We start from the raw sequence: 20554 nt of genomic DNA, 5'->3' as shown, positions 1-20554 counted from the left end.
GATAATGTGAGCGTTTTCCCGCCATTCAAGAATAGAGTCAACTGGTGGTTGTAGTATAACTCGTAGATTTTATCACATTATTTTATTTGACAAATAGACTCCACAAAGCGACCCGTTTAGCTCACTTTTGCTTCGTAACGAAGCAAGGATGACAACTTATTCATAGATTTTGTGTTCATCGATACAGGCTCATTAGCTGCTTTATGCATCAGCGTATGATTGTTACAAAATCAGAATTGAAGACGTATGACTGCTTTTCTCAGCGTATTTTTTCTTATGTAACTATGGCTTGGGGCGATATTAGCGGCATTTTTTAAAATAAATTATAACCAGAACTTACGCGTTTGGCGTAATAAAAAATATTCCGGTAGGTTTGTACCGGACGCAATTAAAACCAACGTCTCTCCTTCACCTCTTAATTCACTGCACCATGGCATTAGACCTTAGCCAACTCGAAGAAGTCCTCAAAAGCGCTAAAAATAGCGACATCGTAAAGAAAGACCTTCGCAAGGCTCTACGCGGCGTTTCAGCTGCCATTCGCACTCTCAACCAAGCCGTAGAAGAGATGGATAACATCCTAGCTGATGACTATCAGCCAGTGGTGAAGGAGCGTAAACAACGCACCGTAACGCCTGGTGGAGCTAAGCGCGGCCGCAAGCCTAAGAATGCAACCCCAGCTGCATAACAATACACATCAACCAGGAATAAAAAAAGCGTTGCACATGCAGCGCTTTTTTTATTCCTGGTTGATGTGTTCAAGTTCAGTGCTTCAACTGTTACTGCTATTTTGTGGAGGAAGTTCTATTGCAGAAGTGGTGGAGCTGGCAGAGGCATCCAATGCGTTACGCCTTTGATATAACGATTTATTCCTTGGTGGTCGGGTTTTACAAACATGTGTTTTGCGCCACCGTTGTCGGGTTTATAAGTGGCCACTGTGATATCCTGCCACGAAGAAGGAGCATACACGAGCACCTGCTGATTTGGCTCCGGTAATTGAGCAGTCCGCAAAATCCAAGGTTGACCGGCAAAAGTCATGAGAAGTCGCGTTTCAGGAAATGTATAACCGTTCGTATTCACTATTACCGCCGACAACTTTATTTCAATTCGGGAGCAGCAGAAAGGGCATCGAACTACAAGCCCGATGCCCCTCTACGCCTAAGTGACAATCTAAGTTAAGCTTAGCTGCGCACCGCTCGCAATTGCTTTTTTAAGGCTTCAATGCGGCGTTGTGCTTCGTCGATGCGGCCTTGATATTCCTCGCGGAGCTGAGCTGCATTTTTAGAACGAGCAAAAAACTCTAGATTGGTTTTGAGAGTGGAAATATCATTTTCCAACTCGTTTATTTCACGACGCAACGCTTGTTCCTTTTTATACAATTGTTGCTGCGCGTCAGGACTGGCTTTGAGGCGGTCCACTTGCAAGTTGAAGAGCAAGGTAGCACGTTCGTCGTAAGGCAGCCCCGGAACGGTGTCGAGGTACTTGCCCATGAGGCTTTGAAAACGTTCATCGGCCCGCTCGGTGGCCCCGAAGGCCTGCCATTCCTGCACATGTTGCCGGAATCCTTCGAGCGTACCCGGCTCGTCGGTGGAAAGCGCGGCAATGCTTTCGGCTAATTGAGTGAGGTAATTCGTTTGCTCCTGGTTGAGCTGCTGAACTTTTTCCTGGCGCTGCTTCTGCTCCTGGTTTTTGCGGTCGAAGAAGGCGTCACAAGCCGTACGGAACCGATTCCATACTTTGTCGGACTGCTTTTCGGGCACGCGGCCAATGGTTTTCCAATCTTTTTGGAGACGAATTACGATTTCACGGCCCTGCTCCCAGTCCGGATTGGCTAGCGCGGCCTCGGCTTGTTCTATTAACTCCAGCTTGCGCTTAAGATTGGCGTTTTTCTCTTCGTCGAGGGCCTTAAAGAACTGGTTTTTGCGCTGGAAGAATCCTTTGTAAGCCCCCCAGAACTGCTTGTTCATGACTTCAGCCTTGTCGCGAGGTACGAGGCCAGCGGCGTCCCACTCTTCCTTGAGCTTTTGCAGCTCGTCGGTTTTAGCGCGCCACTCGTTTACGCGCTCGGTATGGAATTCACCGAAGGGCTTGATTTGATCCAGCAATGCAGATTTGCGGGTGAGGTTGGCATTTTCCTGCGCCGAGCGACTGTCGAGAAATTCCTTTTTACGGTTGTGTACTTGCTCAGAGGCTTGCAAGAACCGCTGCCACAGTGGCTCCCGCTGCTCGTTCGGCACGGGCCCGATGTGCTTCCACTCCTCGTGGAGCTGCCGCAGATCGGTGAGGGCTTTGTTGATGCTCGACTGCCCGGCCAATGCCTCGGCCCGCGTAATAAGTGCCTCTTTGGCTTCGAGGTTGCGGCGGCGGTCTAGCTCCTTCATTTCGAAGAACAGGCCGCGGTTGTTGTAGAAGATATCAAGCAGAGCGTGGTAGGAATTCCACAGCTCCTGCGCATCTTTCTGCGGCACGGGGCCAGTGGCTTTCCAGTCGTTTTGCAGGGCCTTGATGCGGGCCGAGCTGTCCTTGGTTTCGGACGACTCCACCAACGTCCGCAATTGCGACAATAAGTGCTGCTTATGTAGCAAGTTACGGGCCCGCTGTTCATCTTCCGCTTTCGCATCGCGTACCCGGCTGTCGCGGAACTCCTGCATGATTTTGCTTAGCTCCTGATGGCCTTCGGGACCAGCGTAAGCAGAGTCGTCGCCCTCGTTGCCGGCTTCGACGAAGCGCTGCCGAGTGGCATTGCGGTCGGCCTGCACCGCCGCGTCGTACTGGCGGTAAAGGTCGGTGATTTGCTTGCGGTTCTGACGGGCGTCGGGACGGCGTAGCAGCGTGAGCAGGTAAGCACTCTGGGCGGGCAAATCGAGCGTGGCGAAGTCGGGAGCTGCTGTTTCGGGCACGAACTCCTCTTCCTCTTCGCTGGTATGTACTGCCTCGGGAGCGGTATTTTCGGGTGTGGCCGGGGTTTCCGAGGAAGTAGGCAGCGTAGCTATGCCTTCGGGCGCTGCTTCAATTTCCGTAGCCGTGTGCAGGTTAGCGGTAGGCAGATCGGGGTCGGGAGTATCGGTTACATTAGCTGTAGGCTCGGCAGAACCGGCTAAGGCTTCTGGCTCTGGAGTAACGGCAGATGCAGTTGGGGCTAGAGCTTCATCATTGAAAACCAAGACTTCGGATTCCGGCGTTGTGGCCGGCGTTTCGGCAACGGAAGCCGCCGAAATAAATGGCAGAGCCTCTTGAGCGTGGGCGCTGGCCACGCCCGGGTTGGCTTCGCCGTAATGGTCTTCAGCCCGAGCCTGCGACTCGGAGACGGATGCGTCATGAGCGGGAGCGGGTGGAGCCACAGACTCTGGCGTAACGGAGGCTGGCTCGGCCGTGGGAGCTGCCTGCGCGGGCGTTTCGGCGGTGCCGGCCCCGGCGGGCTGCTCTGGCTGCGGATAGATTTCGGTGGCGGGCCGTTCGGTGATGTCGGCGGGTGGTGGCGTCGGATTATCTTCCTGGTTGGACCGGATTTCGGCCAGGCGGCGCTCCAGAATACTCATCGGCGACTCCGCGTTAGCGTCGGAGTTCGTGGGGGCGGGGTTGTCGTTTTCAGGTAGCATGGATTCAGGAGAAAAGGCCCGACCAGTTTGTGGAAAGTGAGGGTGGCGGACAACGGGGAAGAAGCAGGTTAGTTTAAACGCGGATCAAGCGGATAATTGGAAAGGGCCCGGTAACGGCCGCCTTTCTCACGCAAAATAGCCTGCCAGAAGGCATCATTGTCCAAAGTAAAGACTTTCCCGGCAGCATTCGGATGCACAATCCAAACATTTTCCCCGACTTCGGCCGCCAGTTGCCCCGCTGTCCAACCCGAATAACCAGCATAAAACCGCACCTCTTCGGGAGCCAACTCCCCACTGAACAGTAGGCCGAGCAAGACGCCGAAGTCTCCGCCCCAGTACACATCCTGGCCCAACGGGAGGGCTTCGGGAATGTCGGGGCGCTGGTGCAAGTAATGGAGCGTATCGGGCTGGACGGGGCCACCGAGCAGCAACGGCAGCTGCGCCAGGATGGCATCGGCATCGTCGCCGCCGGATACTTCTAGTACGTCGCCAAGGGTGAGATTGGAAGGACGGTTGAGCACCAGTCCGAAGGTGCCATCTTCCTCACTGTGGCGGCAAACCAAAACTACGGTCCGCTCGAAATTAGGGTCTCCTAGAAAGGGTTGCGAAATCAGCAGGCTGCTGGAACGAATAGACGGCATGGTGGCAAGCGAGAATGAGCAATGAAGAAGATAATCCCCGGTAGGAACCAGCTTGTATGGCCGGACGTGCAAAACGAAGAAAATGGCCATCGTCACTGAAACCTTGTTCAGCAACTAGCAGAGGGCCTCACGTGCAGTACGTCAGAGAAGTGGCCCCAGGTTCCGGCATGCCAGCATTATGCTACCTTGCGGCGCGAAATGCAGCGAACAATACGAACGCGCCAGTGCCTACAGGGGCCGTTTCAGCTAGTGCCGGAAGTCCGCTTCGCTCCTACTCGCCTACTTTTTTTGTTGCTCCTGGATGATAGACCCGCACTTAGCTGATTTGCGCAAGACGTACGCTCAACGCACCCTTTCGGAGGCCGACGTACTGCCCGAGGCCGTGCCACAATTCCGACGCTGGCTCGACGAAGCGTTGCAGGCCCAGCTGGATGAGCCCACCGCCATGACCGTGTCGACGGTGCGTGAGGACGGGCAGCCTTCGGCCCGCGTAGTGCTACTTAAGGGCCTGCCCGATGAGGATGGCTTTCTGTTTTACACGAATTATGAGTCGCGCAAGGGACGGGAGCTGGCGGCCCATCCGCTGGCGGCTCTCACCTTTTTCTGGCCGGGACTGGAGCGCCAGGTGCGCGTAGAAGGAAGGATAGAAAAAGCGCCGGCTACGCTATCGGATGAGTATTTCCAGAGCCGGCCACGCGCCAGCCAGATCGGAGCCTGGGCCTCGCCGCAGAGTCAGCTGATTGGCAGCCGGGAAGAACTGGAGCAACAGGAAGCGGCTATGCTGGACCATTTTGGCGCGCAGGACCCGCTGCCGCGCCCCGAACATTGGGGAGGATACATTCTGCGTCCGCACCGGGTGGAATTCTGGCAGGGCCGCCCGAGCCGCCTCCACGACCGTATCGTGTATGAGCGGACGGGCGAGACCTGGACGCTGAGCCGGCTGGCACCCTGATGGTTGTTGGTTGTTCGTTGTTCGTTGTTCGTTTTTTTGTTCGCCTATTGTGAGGTAGGGAAGCTCCATAAGAACGACGTTCTTCAACAACGAAAAACGAACAACCAATAACTAAAAACCAACAACCAAAAACCATCAGGCAGCCAAAACCCAAAAACGAACAACCAAAAACCAACAAGATTGGCTGAAATTCAACCTTTGCGTGGCTGGCGCTACAACCCGACGCTGAGCCGGGATATTGACGAGTACGTATCGCCGCTGTTTGATGTGGTATCGGCGAAGCAGCGGGAAGCGCTGTATCGGAACCCGCTCAACAGCATTCATCTTTCAGTGCCGCGCGGCGACGATGCGGCGGGCGAGGCCCTGCACCGGCTACGCGAGTGGCAACAGTCCGGCGTACTGCGCCAAGATGAATTGCCGGGCATTTACGCCTACTACCAGTATTTCCGGCTGCCTGGCAGCACCCACGAATATTGCCGCAAAGGTTTCATGTGCCATATCCGGGCTTATGACTGGGCCGAGGAAGTGGTGTTGCGCCACGAAAATACGCTGCCCGCGGCCGTCAATGACCGGGCCGAGTTGCTGGCGCGCACCGAGTTTCAGACCAGCGCCACCCACGGCCTCTACCGCGACGATGAGTTCGAACTGGAACGCCACCTCGACGAGGCCATTCAGACGCCGCTTTACCAAACGGAAGAAGACTACCAGGGCGCCCGCGACGTACTGGCCGTCATTCAGGATGCGGCCGTGATTCGGCGGTTTCAGCAGGTGCTGGCGGCGCGGCAGGTGATTCTGGCCGATGGTCATCACCGCTACGAAGGCTCTTTGGCTTACCGGCAGGCCCAGCTAGCGGCCGACCCGCAGACCACTGGCCGGGAAGGTTGGAACTATCATCTGATGTACCTCACCAACTCCGCCGCCGACGACCTGCGCATCCTGCCCACGCACCGGCTGCTCCTAGAACTACCCAATGGCCTCACAGACGCGGAGTTATTGGCCCGACTGGAACCCTACTTCACGGTGCTACCCAAGGAAGACCCGTACGACTTGCCCGAGTTGATTGCCGGTAAGCGCTGGGCGTTTGGGCTATATCTGCAAGATGGGGAAGCTTATAAGATCCGGCTGCGGCCAGAGGTGCACGAGCAGCTAAGCTGGGCAACGACCCCGGAAGTGAAGGGGTTGGATCTAACAGTGCTGCACTTCTTCGTGCTCGAAAAAGTGCTCGGCATTGTGGGGCCTGATGCGCAGCGGCAGTGGCCGGGGGTCGCCTACGTGCGCAACTTTCCCGAGTGCCTGCAGCGCGTGGACCGTGGCGAGGCCCGCGCGGCTCTCATCACCAACGAAGTAACGATGAGCGAGGTAGAGCGCGTCTGCCACTCTGGCGCCGTGATGCCCCCCAAATCCACATTCTTCTACCCCAAAACCATTGGTGGCTTCCTCTTCAGTAGCGTCCACGCCGATGAAACCACGCATCCTTTTCTAGCGGAGTTTAAATCAATGAAGAATGAGGAATGAAGAATTTGTGGACGGCTTTGTCGCTGTTCAGTCTTTTTTCAGTTAAGATTCCTAATCTAATTCTCCGTCTTTTTCCCAAACCAACTCCTCATTCTTAATTCTTCATTCCATCACGCATGAATCTGGTTCTGGCTTCTAACTCGCCGCGGCGCCGACAGCTTCTTTCTGATTTAGGGTTGCGCTACACGGTGCGGCTGCAGGACGTGGATGAGTCGTTTCCTGAGCATTTGCGGCGCGCCGAAGTGGCCGAATACCTGGCGGCCCATAAAGCCGCTGCTTACCGCGCCGGCTTGGCCCCGAATGAAATAGTCCTCACGGCTGATACCATCGTCTGTCTTGGTGAAGACGTGCTCAACAAGCCCGCCGATGACGCAGAAGCTATCCGAATGCTGCAACGCCTGCAAGGCCGGGCGCACGACGTATTTACGGGCGTATGCTTGCTGACTGGCGACGGACGGCAGGTGGTTTTTTCGGATCAAACCCGCGTCTATTTCCGGGCGCTGACGGACGCCGAAATAGAATTCTACGTGCGCCAATATCAGCCGCTGGATAAAGCCGGGGCATACGGCGCGCAAGATTGGATTGGGATGGTGGCCGTAACGCGGCTGGAAGGCTCCTACTTCAACGTGATGGGCCTGCCGGTGCACCGCGTATGGGAGGAACTTGCCAAATTGGTCGGCAACGAGTTGCTGCCTAGCCTATGAGTTCGACCGCCGAAGAAGCTGCGGCGCCGTCTTACCGTTTCTTCCTAGCCCTCGGCCTGGTGCTACTCTTGTTCCTAAGCCTGGGCTTGGGGCTCATATTCGGCTCGAGCAACTACGCCGACATTGAGCATCTACGCCACATTCGCTACCACGACAGTACTTTTCGCTACCTCAGCATTGGGTTGCAGCCAGCAAGCTACGCGCTGGGCAAAACTTTGCTCTTGGCGTTGTTGGCGAGCCTCGGGCTGATAGTTCTGTGGCAGTTTTGGGCGAAAGGTCCGCTTTACCGGGAGCTAGCTACGTTACGGCGCGAGTGGCTGACGGCGCCGTCTCTACTGGCTCCGTGGTGGGCATTACGGCCCGTGGAGCGCCGCACAGCACTAGGATTGCTGTGTGCGCTGCTGCTGGTGCGCGGCTACTACGTGGTACACTTTCCACTCTACGGCGACGAACTGGTGACTTACTTGTCTTTCGTGCGCGAAGGCGGGCTGGCCGCCACAAGCTTCTACCCTATTCCCAACAATCATATCCTGTATAGCGTTGTCTGCTGGCTGTTCAGTCTGCTGAGTGAGAATTTTTATTGGGTGATGCGCGGACCCGCCCTGCTTATCAGTACGGCCACTACCCTGCTCGTAGGCCTGCTACTGCTGCGCCAGCTGCCTTTTCGGGTGGTGATGCTAACAATGGGCCTGTTTGGGTTCTTCCCCTATGCTCTGTTTCAGGCCGTGGTAGGACGCGGCTATTTCCTGCTGGCTGGATGTAGCCAGGTGGCTTTTTTGGCTAGTTTAGCCTTGCTACGCGGCACGAAGTGGCCACGCCTGGCCTGGACGATTTTGGTTGGTGCCAGCGTGGTAGGCTTCTACACCATTCCTGCTTTTCTACTGGTTTTCGTTGGGCTGGGAACGGGTATGGCGGTTGGCTTTCGGCGGCAAGCGCACCAGCTAGTGCGCTTGGTTGGGGCCGGGCTGCTTACGGGTTTGGCCACGCTCCTGCTTTATTCGCCCGTGCTACTGATATCGGGGCCCGCGGCACTGCTCGGAAACGCGTTTGTAAAGCCCGGTGCTGGCCGTACACCGGATATAAGCCTGTTCACGTACCCCGTTCTTACTGAAGGCCAGCTGTTGGGGCTCGGTCCGATAAGCCTGCCTCTGCTGCTACTGCTGTGCCTGCTGGCTTTGCTGGCAGTCCGCTTTTGGCCTGCTACTACGCATCTTCTTCGGCAATCACTCTGGCTGCTACTGGGCGTACTCTGGCTGCCGTATCTGGCACTGAGCGTCCGGGGAGTGTATCCGCCCGCGCGAGTACTGTCGTTTCGGGCGTTTTTCGTTTTCCTGCTTGGAGCTTTGCTATTTGATGCACTATTGCGGCAGTATGCGCGGCCTACATGGTGGCAAAAACCGGCTCTGACCATCGTGGCGCCGGTGTTGCTGTGGGCAGCGGTGGTGCTGATTCCGTTTCAGCGCCGCGCTATCCTCGAAGCCGGCCGTAATGCCCGCGTGGAGCACGTGTATAGCTGGCTGCGCCAGCACCAGGCCCACGCCATTGTAACCACGCACACGCATTATCAACTATACCTACTTTTCTTCAGCGAAACCGACCAGTGGCCGCTCACCATCGATGCCACCCAACAGCCCGGCACGCGTTACGACTTTCAACTCCTCGATAAAGAAGCGGGAGAAAAGATATCCGGAGCGGCCCCCGTAGCTTTCGAAAACTCCGACGTTCGTATCTACCAACTGCCGCAGCCTTGATTTGCAGACTGGCAATCCGCCCCCAACCAGCAGAACCAGCTCGATACCGGGTCGACTGGCGCCAAGGCGCACGATTCACCGTTGGCTCGTCGTAAAACAGATTCCCGCACTACTACGGAGCTTAGTGTCCGCGCGCCAGCAACGCCACGCCCGCTACGATAAGCAGCATGCCCAGGCCCTGCGGCCAGCTAAGCGTTTCGCGAAACACTAATACGGCTACCACTGCCGTGAGCAGTACTGAGCCGCCCACAATCAGCGGAGTGCCAACGGAAGCGGGTGCCCCTTTCCCGTACACGGCAAACGTTAGTATTTCCGCTAAGCCAATGCTCACGCCTGCCAACGCGGCCAGCGTGAGGCCTTTAGGCGTGGCCAGACTAGCGGGCAGTGCGCCGCGCAGGTAGAGTACCAGCAGCAGCCCTGCTCCTATCAGGGCCGCTACTACTTGCAGCACTACGGCGCCAACCATAGCATGTAGCTGGCCAGCAGCAGCTTTGATAAATACGTTGTAGAGCGCCATGCACAGCGCGGCGCAGGCCGCTAACACGAGCCAGTTCATAGGCGCTATTCGTCTTCTTGGAGGCGGGCTAGCAAGTTCTGCTGTAGTTGCTGCCAGTTGGCATAGTCGGTCCGGGCAGCCCACTGCTCCCGCAGCTCCGACCTTTCTAGCACGGCCGTCACGGCTTGCTCGGCCAGCTCGCGCAGGTCTTCGCTGTCGCCGGCATCGAGGTGCACGATGGCGGGGAGCAGGCCGGGCGGAATGTCCTCGGCGGGCTTACCTAGGATGCCGGCTACTATCTCGGCGGCGGCCAGGGCTTGGCTGGCTTCGGCTGCTTCCAGTTGGCCTTCTTCCTCGGCCGCCGTGGCCAGCGCCTCATAGAGCATAGCCTCGTTTGGGCTGCTGCGGAAGTCCTCGGCGAAGTCCGCCGCGGCATCGTTATCGAAATTGTAGTAGTCCCAGGTGCTCATGGTTTCATGTTTTGGGTAGTTACAATCAACGGTGGTTCGCTGTGAATAGGTTGTCAAAGTATAGTTTGAGGACCTAATGCTGACTCTATAACACGCCACCGCGCTTGCTTAGCAGCAATCCACCGGTAATCATTCCTGTCAGGTGAATCAACATTCCAATCTAAGTCTTCGGCCCAATACAGCGTATCCTCTTCCCATCGACAAACTGCTTGCAAAATGATGCTTAGCCCCGGATCAGCATTCCTTTCATCTTGCACCCAATTGAAGTCAACTACATCTTCAAACAGAATTTCTATTGCTGATGCTTTGGTAAACTGACTTTGAAACAGCATTTGCACAAAGGTTCGATTATCAAAATGCATGGACAACCGTTCATCTACAAACTCACGTGTTTGTATTGCCACCTCCTTGATACAACTGTCATGGAAACCTCTGAACACCTGCATTAGATGGTCAACATCAGTTTCGCTTCGTATAGCTATCCACATGTTTTACTGTCATAAAGCAATACTCATCTAAACTTCTCCTTCAGCAACTCTATCTCCACGGCGGGTGAGATTTTCTCGTAGAGGATGTGGTAGGCGGCGGAGGTGATGGGCATGTTTACTTGCAGCTTCTTATTCAGCTCGTAGATGCTTTTTACGGCGTAGTAGCCTTCGGCAATCATGTTCATTTCCATCTGCGCCGATTTTACGGAATAGCCGCGGCCCACCATGTTGCCGAAGGTGCGGTTGCGCGAAAACTGCGAGTAGGCCGTCACCAGCAGGTCGCCGAGGTAGGCGGAGCCGGACAGGTCCCGGGGTTGGGGATTGAGGGCGTGCACGAAGCGGCGGATTTCCTGCACCGCGTTGCTCACCAGCACCGCCTGAAAATTGTCGCCGTAGCCGAGACCGTGGGCGATGCCGCTGGTGAGAGCAATTATGTTCTTCATCACGGCGCAGTACTCGATGCCGTCGAGGTCGGCGGCGGGGTTGGCTTTCACGTAGCGGTTGCGCAGCAGCTGGCAAAAATCCTCGGCCAGCACCGGATCGGGCGAGCCGATGGTGAGGTAGCTCTGCTTTTCCAGCGCCACTTCCTCGGCGTGGCAGGGCCCGGCTATCACACCAAGCCGCGAGGGCGGCAGCCGGAAACGGTCGGCCACGTAATCGGTCACAAGCTGGTTTTTGCCCGGAATCATGCCTTTGATGGCCGAAATAATGCGCTTGTGCTTTAGCGCGTCGCGGTCCAGCTTGTCGAGCACGCCTTGCACGAAGGCGGCCGGCACCCCGAGCACCAGCCAGTCGGCATCGCGCACGGTATCTTCCAGATCCGTGGAGGGCGATACGCGCGTCAGGTCGTGGGCCACCGAGGAGAGGTAGCGTGGGTTGTGGCGGGTGGTGCGCAGGTGGTAGACGTCGTCTTTGGAACGTAGCCACCAGCCCACGCGGGCCCCGTTTTCGGCTAGAATCTTGGTGAGTGCAGTAGCCCAGGAGCCGCCGCCAATCATGGCTATTTTTTCCAAGGGAATTTTTTAGTGCTTGGGTGGTAGTGCGTGGTGCTTAGTTGGTAGTGCTTAGAGCCTATGCGAATAGGGTCTGTCATTCCGACGCAGGAGGAATCTGAAGGAAGTCGTTGGAGTAGATAACTCAGATTCCTCCTACGTCGGAATGACAAGGGCTTGGCCTAGTCGGACAGGCTCTTAGTGCCCGGCTGGTAGTGTTTGGCGCTTGCAGCTCAAAGCTTGCGGCCTAAATGTGCGAAGTTTCTTTTACAGACAAGCCCTTGACGACAACGCGGACGTCAAGGGCTTGCGGGTTTAGGTTGGCTTGTCGCTTGGCGGAGGAAGGATTGCCACGGGCTGCGCCCTCGCAATGACAGCCAACTAGGCACTAAGCACCAGGCACTACGCACTAATTACTTGCCGTCTTTCAGGGTTTCCTTATTGAGGCTTTTCGCGTCTTTCACCACCACGGGCTCGCCGTCTTTCAGTGTTTTGGCCACGGCCCGGAACGGACCACTCACCACTTGGTCGCCGACTTGCAGGCCGCTCAGGATTTCGATGTTCTGGAAGTCACTGATGCCGGTTTTAACGGGCGTGATGACGGCCTTGCCGTTGCGAATGACGAACACCACTTCCTGCACATCGGTGGGTTTCTTGGCTTCGGATGCCTCGGCCGGACCACCGCCCCCGCGGCTCACGCGCACGGCGGGTGCTTTGTTATCGGCATTGCCGGCCGCCATAACGCTGTCGGAGCGGGTAGTGACGGCGGCGAGGGGCACGCTCAGCACGCCCGTTTTGCGGTCGGTGATGATGTCGACGGAGGCCGTCATGCCCGGGCGGAAAGGCACCACGGTGCGGCCGTTGACGGTGCGCAGCAAGTGGCGGTACGACTCGGGCAGCAGCCGGATGCGTACCTCAAACTCGGTTACGGCTTCGGCCGTGAGGGCGTCTTTGGCCGTGTTGGCAATGCTGGTCACGAGGCCGCGAAACTTCTCGTCCTTGCTGGCATAGGAGTCCACTTCCACCAGCACCGAGTCGCCGAGGTGCACGTTGATGATGTCGTTTTCATTCACGTTCACGCGCACTTCCATCGAGTTGAGGTTGGCGATGCGCATGATTTCGGTGCCCGACATCTGCAAGGTGCCCACGACCCGCTCGCCCTTCTCCACGTTGAGCTTGCTCACGGTGCCGCTCACGGGCGCGTAAATGGTGGTCTTGTTCAGGTTACGGCGGGCATCATCGAGGCCGGCCTGGGCGCTCTGCACGTTGCTTTGCGCCGCCCGAATGCTGGCGCGGGCGCTATTGAGTTCCTCCTGCGAGGCGTCGTAGGCGGCTTTGGCGGCTTCATAGTCGGCTTGCGAAATCACCTTCTGCTTGTAGAGCGAGGCGTTGCGGCGGTAGGTGAGTTCGGTTTGCTTGGCGTTGGCAATGAGCTGCTGAAGCCGGGCCTGGCTTTGCCCCACGTTGGCGCGCTGCGTGTTCACGAGCGCCGACTGCTGGCTGACGAGGGCCTGGTAGTTGTCGGGGCGAATGCGGAGCAGTAGCTGGCCTTTCTTCACGGAGTCGCCTTCCTGCACGTACAGCTCAATGATTTCGCCCGACACGTCGGGCGAAATTTTCACTTCCGTTTCGGGCTGCACCTTGCCCGAGGCACTCACCTGCTCCACGATGTTGACGGTAGCGGCTTTAGCGGCCGTTACCTCGGTGCCCGCCGGCTTGCCCCACCAGCCTTGTTTCTTCCCCACCACGTAGCCTCCAATCATCACGATCAAGAAGGCTAGCAGGATATACAGTAAGCGGTTATTCTTCATTTAGATGAATGCGTGAGTGGGTGAATGGGCAAATGAGTGAGTGGCTAAGCGGGCCAAAGTTATTCACTCATTCGCTCATTCACCCATTCACGCGTTGAACTACAGCGCCAGTGGCCGGCCCTCGTAGAAGTCCAGGACTTTGCGGCGGAAGATAAACTCGTACTTGGCCTGAATCATGGTTGATTCGGCGGCCGTGAGGTTGTTTTTGGCGATGTTAAACTCGGTACCGTTGAGGAGGCCGTTGTTGAAGCGGATTTCGGCGTTGCGGTACGCCGTAGTAAGGGCTTCCACCTGGCGCTTGGCCGAACTGAACTTGCGCTGCGCCGCCAGGGCGTCGGCATAGGCCTGCTGAATGCTCTGCCGGAGTGTGAGGCGGGCCTGCTCGGCGTTTACCTCGGCCTGCTGCACGCTAATGAGGGAGCGTTGCACGTTGGTGCGGGCCTGCAAGCCGTTGAGGATGGGAATATTGAGCGTAAACTGCAACTGGCGCCCCAGGTTCTGGTCTAGCTGGTCCCAGTAGCTCTGCGGCAAGCTGGTGGTGTTGCGCTGGTAGGTGCGGACGGTGAGCGGGGTTTCGCCACCCGTCGGGTTTTGCACGAAAAACGTGGTGGTCCGGGGAATGGAATCATTGCCAATGGAAGTCACGGTGCGGGCCGAGGAATAACCCGAGAAGAGGCTGGCGGCAAAGGTCAGGCGGGGCAGATAGCCGCCGCGGGCCACGTCGACCCCAATCTGGGCGCTGCGCACGCGCATGTCGGCCGTCTTGATTTCCGGCAGCCGGCCCAGTGCCGACTGGTACAGGTCGTTGAGGTTTTCGCTGAGCGGGGCCTGCTCGTCGGGGTCGGGCAGGTCGGGCACCTGAATCTGAAAGCCGGCCTGCTCGGCTGGGTCCAGGTTGAGGAGCTGCATGAGTTGCAGGCGGGCAATGTCGCGCTGGTTCTGGGCCGTAATAACGTTCAACTCGTCGGACGCCTGCTGGGCCAGAATATCGAGCAGGTTGCTTTCGGCCACGCTGCCCGCGCGCAGCAGCTTGCGCGTGCGGTCCACCTGCTGCACGTCGCTGTTGACGCGCACTTGGTTGGTGCGCACCAATTCCTCGCTCAGCATGAGCTGGAGATATTGCGAAGCCACGTTGAGCGAGAGGTCGTTGCGCGACTTCTCAATGTCGCCGAGGCTGGCCTGGTAATCCAGCGTGTTGCGCTTGATGGTGTTGCGCAGCTGAAACCCCTGAAACAACACAATCTGCGTGTTTCCCGAGAAGTTGTTGGAGCGGGTCGTCTGGTTTTGAAACTCAAACGTCAGCGGGTTTACGCTCTGCCCATAGTTCCAGGTCTGAGTGCCATTCAGGCCAGCCGTGGGCAACAAAGCAGCTTTGCTTTGCCGGAGCACGGCGTTGTTGTTTTTGGCCGTAAGCTCGTCTCGGCGCACGGTCAGGTTGTGTTCCAGCGCATAATCCACGGCCCGTTGCAGCGTCCAGGGGCCGCCGGCGGGAGTTGGTTGCGCCAGCGCCCCGGCCGGCGGCTGGGTGGGCGCGGTAGTAGGCTTGGTTTGGGCCGCAACGGGCTGGGCGGCCAGCAACAAAGCGGCCAGCCCGGCCAGGGCCAGGGTACGCGGCAGCAGCGTAGCGGTTGGTTTCATAGGATGGTGGCTCTTGAAGTCGGGTGTGGTGTGAGACGGCGCGGCGTAGCTAGGTCTACCTTATATAGGTAACGTAACGCGGCCAAGGCGCCTTAATCAATCGTGGGGATGTAGGTGACGCGGTGCACCCAGCTAAGCTGGCGCAGGTATTCGAGGGTGATATCCTTGATGGCGGAGTCCATTTCGATGAACTGCCGGGCCACGTCGTTCTTGCCTTTCCGCGATACGAGCATGGTGGCGATGTTGCAGTCGTCGTGGGCGATAACCGAGGCAATAAAGGCAATGGAGCCCTTGGCGTCGTCGGCGTCGAGGATGAGCGTGTGCAGGCTGCCGGAGAAATCGGCCGGAAACCCATCCACTTCCACCACCCGAATCACGCCCCCGCCCCGGCTCTGGCCTAGCATTTCTACGGCCTGGCCGGTGCGCTCGTCGCGCAGCTGCACCCGAATGGTGTTGGGGTGCATGGTGGAGGCATTGCCCACGCTCTGAAACGTGTACTGCAACCCGGCTTCTTTGGCGTGGTCGAAGGCTTCGCGGATGCGCACGTCGTCGGTGTTCATACCCAACAAGCCCGCCACGATGGCGCGGTCGGAGCCGTGGCCTTCGTAGGTGCGGGCGAAGGAATTGTAGAACGTGATGGTGGCGTGGGTGGGCACACTGCCCAGGATACGAATGGCGGCCCGCGCGATACGGACGACACCGGCCGTGTGGGACGAGCTGGGTCCTATCATGACGGGCCCAATCATGTCGAATATGCTGCTTTTCTCGGCCATAGACGGCGGTAAAGGTAGAGTATTAGGGCTGGAAAGCAACGCGTAAGCACCCACCAGTTGGCCCCAGGCCAGCCTGCTTGGGCGGTACTTCGCTCAAAGATGCCGCCACCCGGCCGGGGGTTGCCTGGACTTGGCAGATTCACTGGGTTTTTCGTTCCTTGTAGGGAATTCCCCACCCCCTTTCCACCCACTCCACCCCGCATGTCCACCCCCGAGGACGAATTTTCGCCCGCCGTTTTTGAGCAGCTGCGCCGATTGCAGGCCAAGTATGCCGCTGATAGCCAGGATCTGGCCGCCTACCTCGAAGGCCTCTACTACGCCGACTACATTAATTATTGGGATTACATCGGCCTCGACACGCTGCTGAGCCTGCAACGCCCGCTCACGAAGATTCCCGACGAGAAAATCTTCATCATGTACCACCAGATTACGGAGCTCTACTTCAAGCTCTGTCTCTGCGAGTACGAGCAGATCGGCGACTTGCAGCAGCCCACGCTGGAGGAGCTGACGCTGCGCCTGGGCCGCATCAACCGCTACTTCGAGAACCTCATCGACTCGTTCGACGTGATGGTGGACGGCATGGACAAGCAGCAGTTCCTGCAATTCCGCATGGCGCTGATGCCAGCCTCTGGGTTTCAGAGCGTGCAGTACCGCATGATCGAAATTGCCAGCACCGACCTCAACAACCTGCTCGACAAGGAAAAGCGCCGCCTGCTGGGCGAAGCCGCCGCCCACGACGAGCTGATGGGCTGCATCTACTGGAAGGCCGGGGCCACGGTAGAAGACACTGGCGCAAAAGCCCTTACCCTCATTCAGTTCGAGCAGAAATACACCCAGCAGTTGGTGGAGCACGCCGCCCAGTTCCGCCACCGCAACGTGTGGAGCGTGGTGCAGCGCCTGCCCCTGGAGGAGCAACAGCACCCCCGCCTGCTGCGCCTGCTCAAGCAGCTCGACGTGAACGTAAACGTGAACTGGCCGCTGATGCACTTCAAGTCGGCGGTGCGCTACCTAGAGCGCCACCCGACGGCCGTACCCGCCACCGGCGGCACCAACTGGAAGAAGTACCTGCCGCCCAAGTTCCAGCGCCGCATCTTCTACCCCCAGCTCTGGACGGAGAAGGAGCTAGAAGACTGGGGCAAAGGCTGGGTGGAAAGCATTCTGGAGGACACCGTGCGGACGTAGGCCGTAGCGCGAAGCTCCGGCTTCGCGCATCGTTGCACGATGTCGTTGAACAGGCATTATCCAGGCGGCGCGGACGATGCGCGAAGCCGGAGCTTCGCGCTACGGCCTACCTCCAAGTTGCAAACCCAGGCAGCGCATACACCACCGCTCAGCCCCGGAGGGGCGGCATATCGGTAGAAAGAAAGTAGCAGAGAAGAACCAAGCCCCGTAGGTAGGGGCGGCACAAGTCGTTGGACGGTTGGTGTCGCCCCTACGGGGCTTTACCCAACCGCACAATCTTATTTTCTACCGACATGCCGCCCCGCTGGGGCTACGGCCGGGCACCGCAGGGTGCATGAGCCGACGGGAGCCCTGAGTGCAGCGGCTAACGTCGGGCAGCCGCCAAGTTGCAGACACAAGTTGGGCGGTAGAGCGTTGAAGAAGGCAACTTGGGTGTTCAAGTTGCCTTCTTCAACATTAAATATGCCTTCTTATACGCTTAAGTCGGCGTCTTGAACACTAAAGTTGCCGTCTTGGACGCTCAAGTCGCCGACTTGAACATCAAATATGCCGTCTTGAACACTAAAGTTGGCGACTTGAACACTAAAGATGCCAACTTGAGTGTTCAAGTTGGCATCTTTAGTGTTCAAGTCGGCGAATTGAACGTGAAAGATGCCGACTTACATATTCCGAGTGGGAACTTGGTGAATATCAGCAATAGCCATATATTCAACTCATTCATTCACTTCACCCCCTACTTCCTATGGCCAAAGCACGTATTCCTTTGCCTACAAATCCTGAGCAACAACTGGAGCTGGGCGCCGCCATCTACGCCAGGCACCAGGCCGACGGCAGCAGCTCGCCGCTGGCTGGTATCAATGCCGAATGGGCCGCCCTCGGCCCCAAGCTGACACCGGCCCTAGAGGCCCACGAGCGGGCCGAGCGGCTGCGCAAGCAGATGGAAGCCGCCTACGAAGAGCGCGACAAAGCCGCCGAAGAAACCCTCCGCCTCATTCAACGCTCGCGCGACATCCTCGAAGGGCACTATGGTCCCGACAACGTCCGCAAGCTCGGCGACCACGGCTTCACCGTTGATGATTCCCGCCGCACCCCCACCGATACCTGAGTTGGCGCGGCGGCTTTCAGCCCGCTACTGTTCACGAAAACGCCCCGGTTGCTACGAGCAGCCGGGGCGTTTTGCTTGGTGGCGAGAAACCGTTGCCAAAGGTAAACTCCTACTTGGCAGCGCCGCTAATGGTGAACTCCGCCTGCGTGTTTTCCCAGGCCAAACGGATGGGGCCGCTGGCGTTGGCGGTAATGAGAAACTGCTCCACGGGCTGGGCCAGCTTGGTGGGCTTCACCTTGATGCGCAGCGCGTCTTCGCCTGATTTATACTCGTATGCGCCCCACTGCTTGAACTCCCGATTGAAGATGATGGTCCACTCGTCGGGGCCAGGAATGGTGAACAGGGCGTACTGGCCGGCGGGCAGGGTTTGACCGTTGATGAGGGCAGCTTTTTCCACTTTGATGGTAGTAGCCTCGTTGGCGCCGGTGCGCCACACTTCCCCGAAAGGCACCAGCTTGCCGAACACCGGGCGGCCCTTAACCGACGGCCGGCTGTAATCGATGGTAACCGGCACGCCGTTGACGGTGGCCGTGACGGTAGCGGGCGGGCTGGGCCGTTTGGACTTGTCTTCGGGCTTCTTGGCAGTGGTCTGGCCCTGCGCGAAGGCCGGGCCAACCAGCAGCAGGAGCGCCAACAGCCAGCAAGCGGAAAGCAGACGGAAGAGAGCAGGCTTTTTCATGGGTAGAGAGTGAGAGTGAAGGGTGATGAAAAGAGAAAGGCGCGTACGGCGGAATTGTTCAGATGAGCTTCTCTTAATCGCCAGATGATAAGGAGCGAAAACGCCAACGAGTGCCGGGCAGGCGGCTTTCCGCCGCCCACCCGGTCGAAGCAAGCTGACGTTGGGCCATCCTCAATCTAGCGGCCTCGTTCAAACGGCGGGCGGCGAGAAGCCGCCTGCCCGGATGAAGCACTACGGCAACCCCATCGACGCCCGAAAAAAGAAACTGTTGCTTCCGCTTCCCCCGAAGCCTTCCCCGCAGCCCAGTCGCCCCCAAAAGAGCCGACCGACAATTCTTCATTCCTCATTCTTCATTCTTCATTCATACGCGACGTGTCGCGGGTGTCGGGCATGCGTAGGTACACCAGCAGCGAAATAGCCGCGCAGGCCGTAACGTACCAGTAAAACCAGCCCTCCACGCCCCGGCTCTTGGCCAGCAGGGCCACGTACTCGGCCGAGCCGCCGAAGAGGGCCACCGTGAGAGCGTAGGGTAGCCCCACGCCCAACGCCCGGATTTCGGTGGGAAACAGCTCAGCCTTCACCACGGCATTGATAGACGTGTAGCCGCTCACGACCACCAAGGCCAGCACCAGCAGCCCAAACGCCACGCCGGGGGTGGCGGCCCGCCCCAGTGCCGTCAGAACGGGCACCGTGCCGAGCGTAGCGCCCACCCCAAAAAACAGCAGCACCGGCCGCCGCCCCACCCTATCCGACAGCGCCCCCAGCAAGGGTTGCAGCAGCATAGCCACGCCCAGCGCCCCAAACGAGACGAGCGTTGCCTGGTCTTTGCTGAAGCCGGCCGTATTGACCAGAAACTTCTGCGTGTACGTCGTGAACGTGTAGAACACCACCGTGCCGCCCAGCGTGAGGCCCACCACGGTCAGCACCTCGCGCGGGTGGCGCAGCAGTATGGTGAGTTTGCCGGGCGCGGCGGCCGCTGGGGCCGTGGCTTGGGTGGTTTGCTGGGTGAAGGCGTCGGTCTCTTCCATCGTGCGGCGCAGATACAACGCCACCAGCGCCGCTCCGGCCCCAATAGCAAAGGGCACGCGCCAGCCCCAGGCTTGCAGCTCAGCGGGGCTCAGTACCTGCTGCAAGCCAATCTGCACGAACAAAGCCAGCAGCTGCCCCGCAATCAGGGTTACGTACTGGAAGCTGGAAAAGAAGCCCCGGTTGCGTTGGTCGGCCATTTCGCTGAGGTAGGTGGCCGAGGTGCCGTACTCGCCGCCCACGCTCAAGCCTTGCAGCAGCCGCGCCAGCACCAGCAGCACCGGCGCCGCCACCCCAATCTGGCTATAGGTGGGCGTGAGGGCAATGAGCAAAGAGCCGCCGCACATGAGCAGCACCGAAGCCAGCAGCGCAGCTTTGCGCCCGGCCCGGTCGGCGTAGCGGCCCATGAGCCAGCCGCCGAGGGGCCGCATCAGAAAGCCTACCGCGAAAATGGCCGCCGAGTTGAGCAGCTGCGCCGTTTGGTCGCCGGCCGGAAAGAAGGCCGGCGCGAAATACAGCGCGAAGGCCGAGTACACGTACCAGTCGTACCATTCCACCAGGTTGCCCACGGAGCCACTGAAGATGGAGCGGATGCGGGAGGCCATGCTGCGGCCCGTCGGCGCGGGAGAAGACGTCGTGTGCATGGCGCAAAGTAGCACTCCGCCGTGTAGCATAAGGCTCATTGGCCGCTTTTCTCATAAACTGGCCGCCCGCCACTCTACCGCCGCCTGCGTA

At 58.5% G+C, this 20554-nt stretch carries 19 protein-coding genes; 7 read left to right on the top strand and 12 right to left on the bottom strand.

The genetic code is table 11. From position 1 onward, the window contains the following. The first annotated feature begins 430 nt into the window (after positions 1-430). Positions 431-685, top strand: coding sequence for a hypothetical protein (locus tag ACYSMN_RS04460; RefSeq protein WP_488922646.1), 255 nt, complete (start codon positions 431-433; stop codon positions 683-685). Between the two features lie 116 nt (positions 686-801). Here the strand turns inward: ACYSMN_RS04460 and ACYSMN_RS04455 are convergent, their stop codons facing one another. From ACYSMN_RS04455 to ACYSMN_RS04445, 3 genes are all read right to left on the bottom strand, one after another. Next, complete coding sequence (locus tag ACYSMN_RS04455; protein ID WP_488922645.1) at positions 802-1035, bottom strand: DUF551 domain-containing protein; 234 nt, start codon at positions 1033-1035, stop codon at positions 802-804. A 143-nt stretch (positions 1036-1178) separates the two neighbouring features. Beyond that, positions 1179-3596, bottom strand: a complete 2418-nt coding sequence (locus tag ACYSMN_RS04450; protein WP_488922644.1) for a DUF349 domain-containing protein — start codon at positions 3594-3596, stop codon at positions 1179-1181. A 68-nt stretch (positions 3597-3664) separates the two neighbouring features. Beyond that, complete coding sequence (locus ACYSMN_RS04445) at positions 3665-4237, bottom strand: YqgE/AlgH family protein (RefSeq protein WP_488922643.1); 573 nt, start codon at positions 4235-4237, stop codon at positions 3665-3667. A 301-nt stretch (positions 4238-4538) separates the two neighbouring features. On the opposite strand from ACYSMN_RS04445, the gene pdxH reads away from it, so the two are divergent. The 4 genes from pdxH to ACYSMN_RS04425 all read left to right on the top strand — a co-directional run bounded on the left by pdxH (position 4539) and on the right by ACYSMN_RS04425 (position 9159). After that, the gene (gene pdxH / locus ACYSMN_RS04440; RefSeq protein ID WP_488922642.1) at positions 4539-5189 is read left to right on the top strand and encodes a pyridoxamine 5'-phosphate oxidase; all 651 of its coding nucleotides are present in this window, start codon (positions 4539-4541) and stop codon (positions 5187-5189) included. Positions 5190-5369: 180 nt separating this feature from the next. Continuing rightward, positions 5370-6704: a DUF1015 domain-containing protein gene (locus ACYSMN_RS04435; protein WP_488922641.1), complete on the top strand. Its 1335-nt coding sequence runs from the start codon at positions 5370-5372 to the stop codon at positions 6702-6704. Positions 6705-6820: 116 nt separating this feature from the next. Further along, positions 6821-7408, top strand: a complete 588-nt coding sequence (locus ACYSMN_RS04430; protein WP_488922640.1) for a Maf family nucleotide pyrophosphatase — start codon at positions 6821-6823, stop codon at positions 7406-7408. Further along, complete coding sequence (locus ACYSMN_RS04425; RefSeq protein ID WP_488922639.1) at positions 7405-9159, top strand: hypothetical protein; 1755 nt, start codon at positions 7405-7407, stop codon at positions 9157-9159. Before ACYSMN_RS04430 ends, ACYSMN_RS04425 begins: the two co-directional genes overlap by 4 nt. Positions 9160-9280: 121 nt before the next feature. Here ACYSMN_RS04425 and ACYSMN_RS04420 read toward each other — a convergent pair whose 3' ends face one another. From ACYSMN_RS04420 to sdaAB, 7 genes are all read right to left on the bottom strand, one after another. Next, positions 9281-9715, bottom strand: a complete 435-nt coding sequence (locus ACYSMN_RS04420) for an EamA family transporter (RefSeq protein ID WP_488922638.1) — start codon at positions 9713-9715, stop codon at positions 9281-9283. A gap of 5 nt (positions 9716-9720) precedes the next feature. Then, positions 9721-10125 (bottom strand): DUF4259 domain-containing protein, encoded by a 405-nt coding sequence (locus ACYSMN_RS04415; RefSeq protein ID WP_488922637.1) that lies wholly within the window; start codon positions 10123-10125, stop codon positions 9721-9723. A gap of 53 nt (positions 10126-10178) precedes the next feature. Then, entirely contained in the window at positions 10179-10613 is a 435-nt protein-coding gene (locus ACYSMN_RS04410; RefSeq protein ID WP_488922636.1) for a hypothetical protein, read from the bottom strand. Positions 10614-10636: 23 nt separating this feature from the next. Further along, positions 10637-11626 (bottom strand): NAD(P)H-dependent glycerol-3-phosphate dehydrogenase, encoded by a 990-nt coding sequence (locus ACYSMN_RS04405; protein WP_488922635.1) that lies wholly within the window; start codon positions 11624-11626, stop codon positions 10637-10639. A gap of 392 nt (positions 11627-12018) precedes the next feature. Continuing rightward, positions 12019-13416 (bottom strand): efflux RND transporter periplasmic adaptor subunit, encoded by a 1398-nt coding sequence (locus ACYSMN_RS04400; RefSeq protein ID WP_488922634.1) that lies wholly within the window; start codon positions 13414-13416, stop codon positions 12019-12021. 99 nt (positions 13417-13515) lie between these two features. Further along, positions 13516-15054: a TolC family protein gene (locus tag ACYSMN_RS04395; protein ID WP_488922633.1), complete on the bottom strand. Its 1539-nt coding sequence runs from the start codon at positions 15052-15054 to the stop codon at positions 13516-13518. A gap of 92 nt (positions 15055-15146) precedes the next feature. Continuing rightward, positions 15147-15827: an L-serine ammonia-lyase, iron-sulfur-dependent subunit beta gene (sdaAB, locus tag ACYSMN_RS04390; RefSeq protein WP_488922632.1), complete on the bottom strand. Its 681-nt coding sequence runs from the start codon at positions 15825-15827 to the stop codon at positions 15147-15149. 201 nt (positions 15828-16028) lie between these two features. Here sdaAB and ACYSMN_RS04385 point away from each other — a divergent pair, with 201 nt between their 5' ends. Next, entirely contained in the window at positions 16029-17009 is a 981-nt protein-coding gene (locus ACYSMN_RS04385) for a tryptophan 2,3-dioxygenase family protein (protein WP_488922631.1), read from the top strand. A 742-nt stretch (positions 17010-17751) separates the two neighbouring features. Beyond that, positions 17752-18114 (top strand): hypothetical protein, encoded by a 363-nt coding sequence (locus tag ACYSMN_RS04380; protein ID WP_488922630.1) that lies wholly within the window; start codon positions 17752-17754, stop codon positions 18112-18114. A gap of 109 nt (positions 18115-18223) precedes the next feature. Here the strand turns inward: ACYSMN_RS04380 and ACYSMN_RS04375 are convergent, their stop codons facing one another. Together ACYSMN_RS04375 and ACYSMN_RS04370 are read right to left on the bottom strand one after the other, a co-directional pair. Next, the gene (locus ACYSMN_RS04375; protein WP_488922629.1) at positions 18224-18793 is read right to left on the bottom strand and encodes a DUF2911 domain-containing protein; all 570 of its coding nucleotides are present in this window, start codon (positions 18791-18793) and stop codon (positions 18224-18226) included. 350 nt (positions 18794-19143) lie between these two features. After that, entirely contained in the window at positions 19144-20463 is a 1320-nt protein-coding gene (locus ACYSMN_RS04370) for an MFS transporter (RefSeq protein ID WP_488922628.1), read from the bottom strand. Between the last annotated feature and the right edge of the window lie 91 nt (positions 20464-20554).

This window comes from Hymenobacter sp. M1-2, from assembly GCF_057808495.1.
Note: the sequence above shows the minus strand (reverse complement) of the source record. Positions and strands in the feature narration are given on the sequence as shown.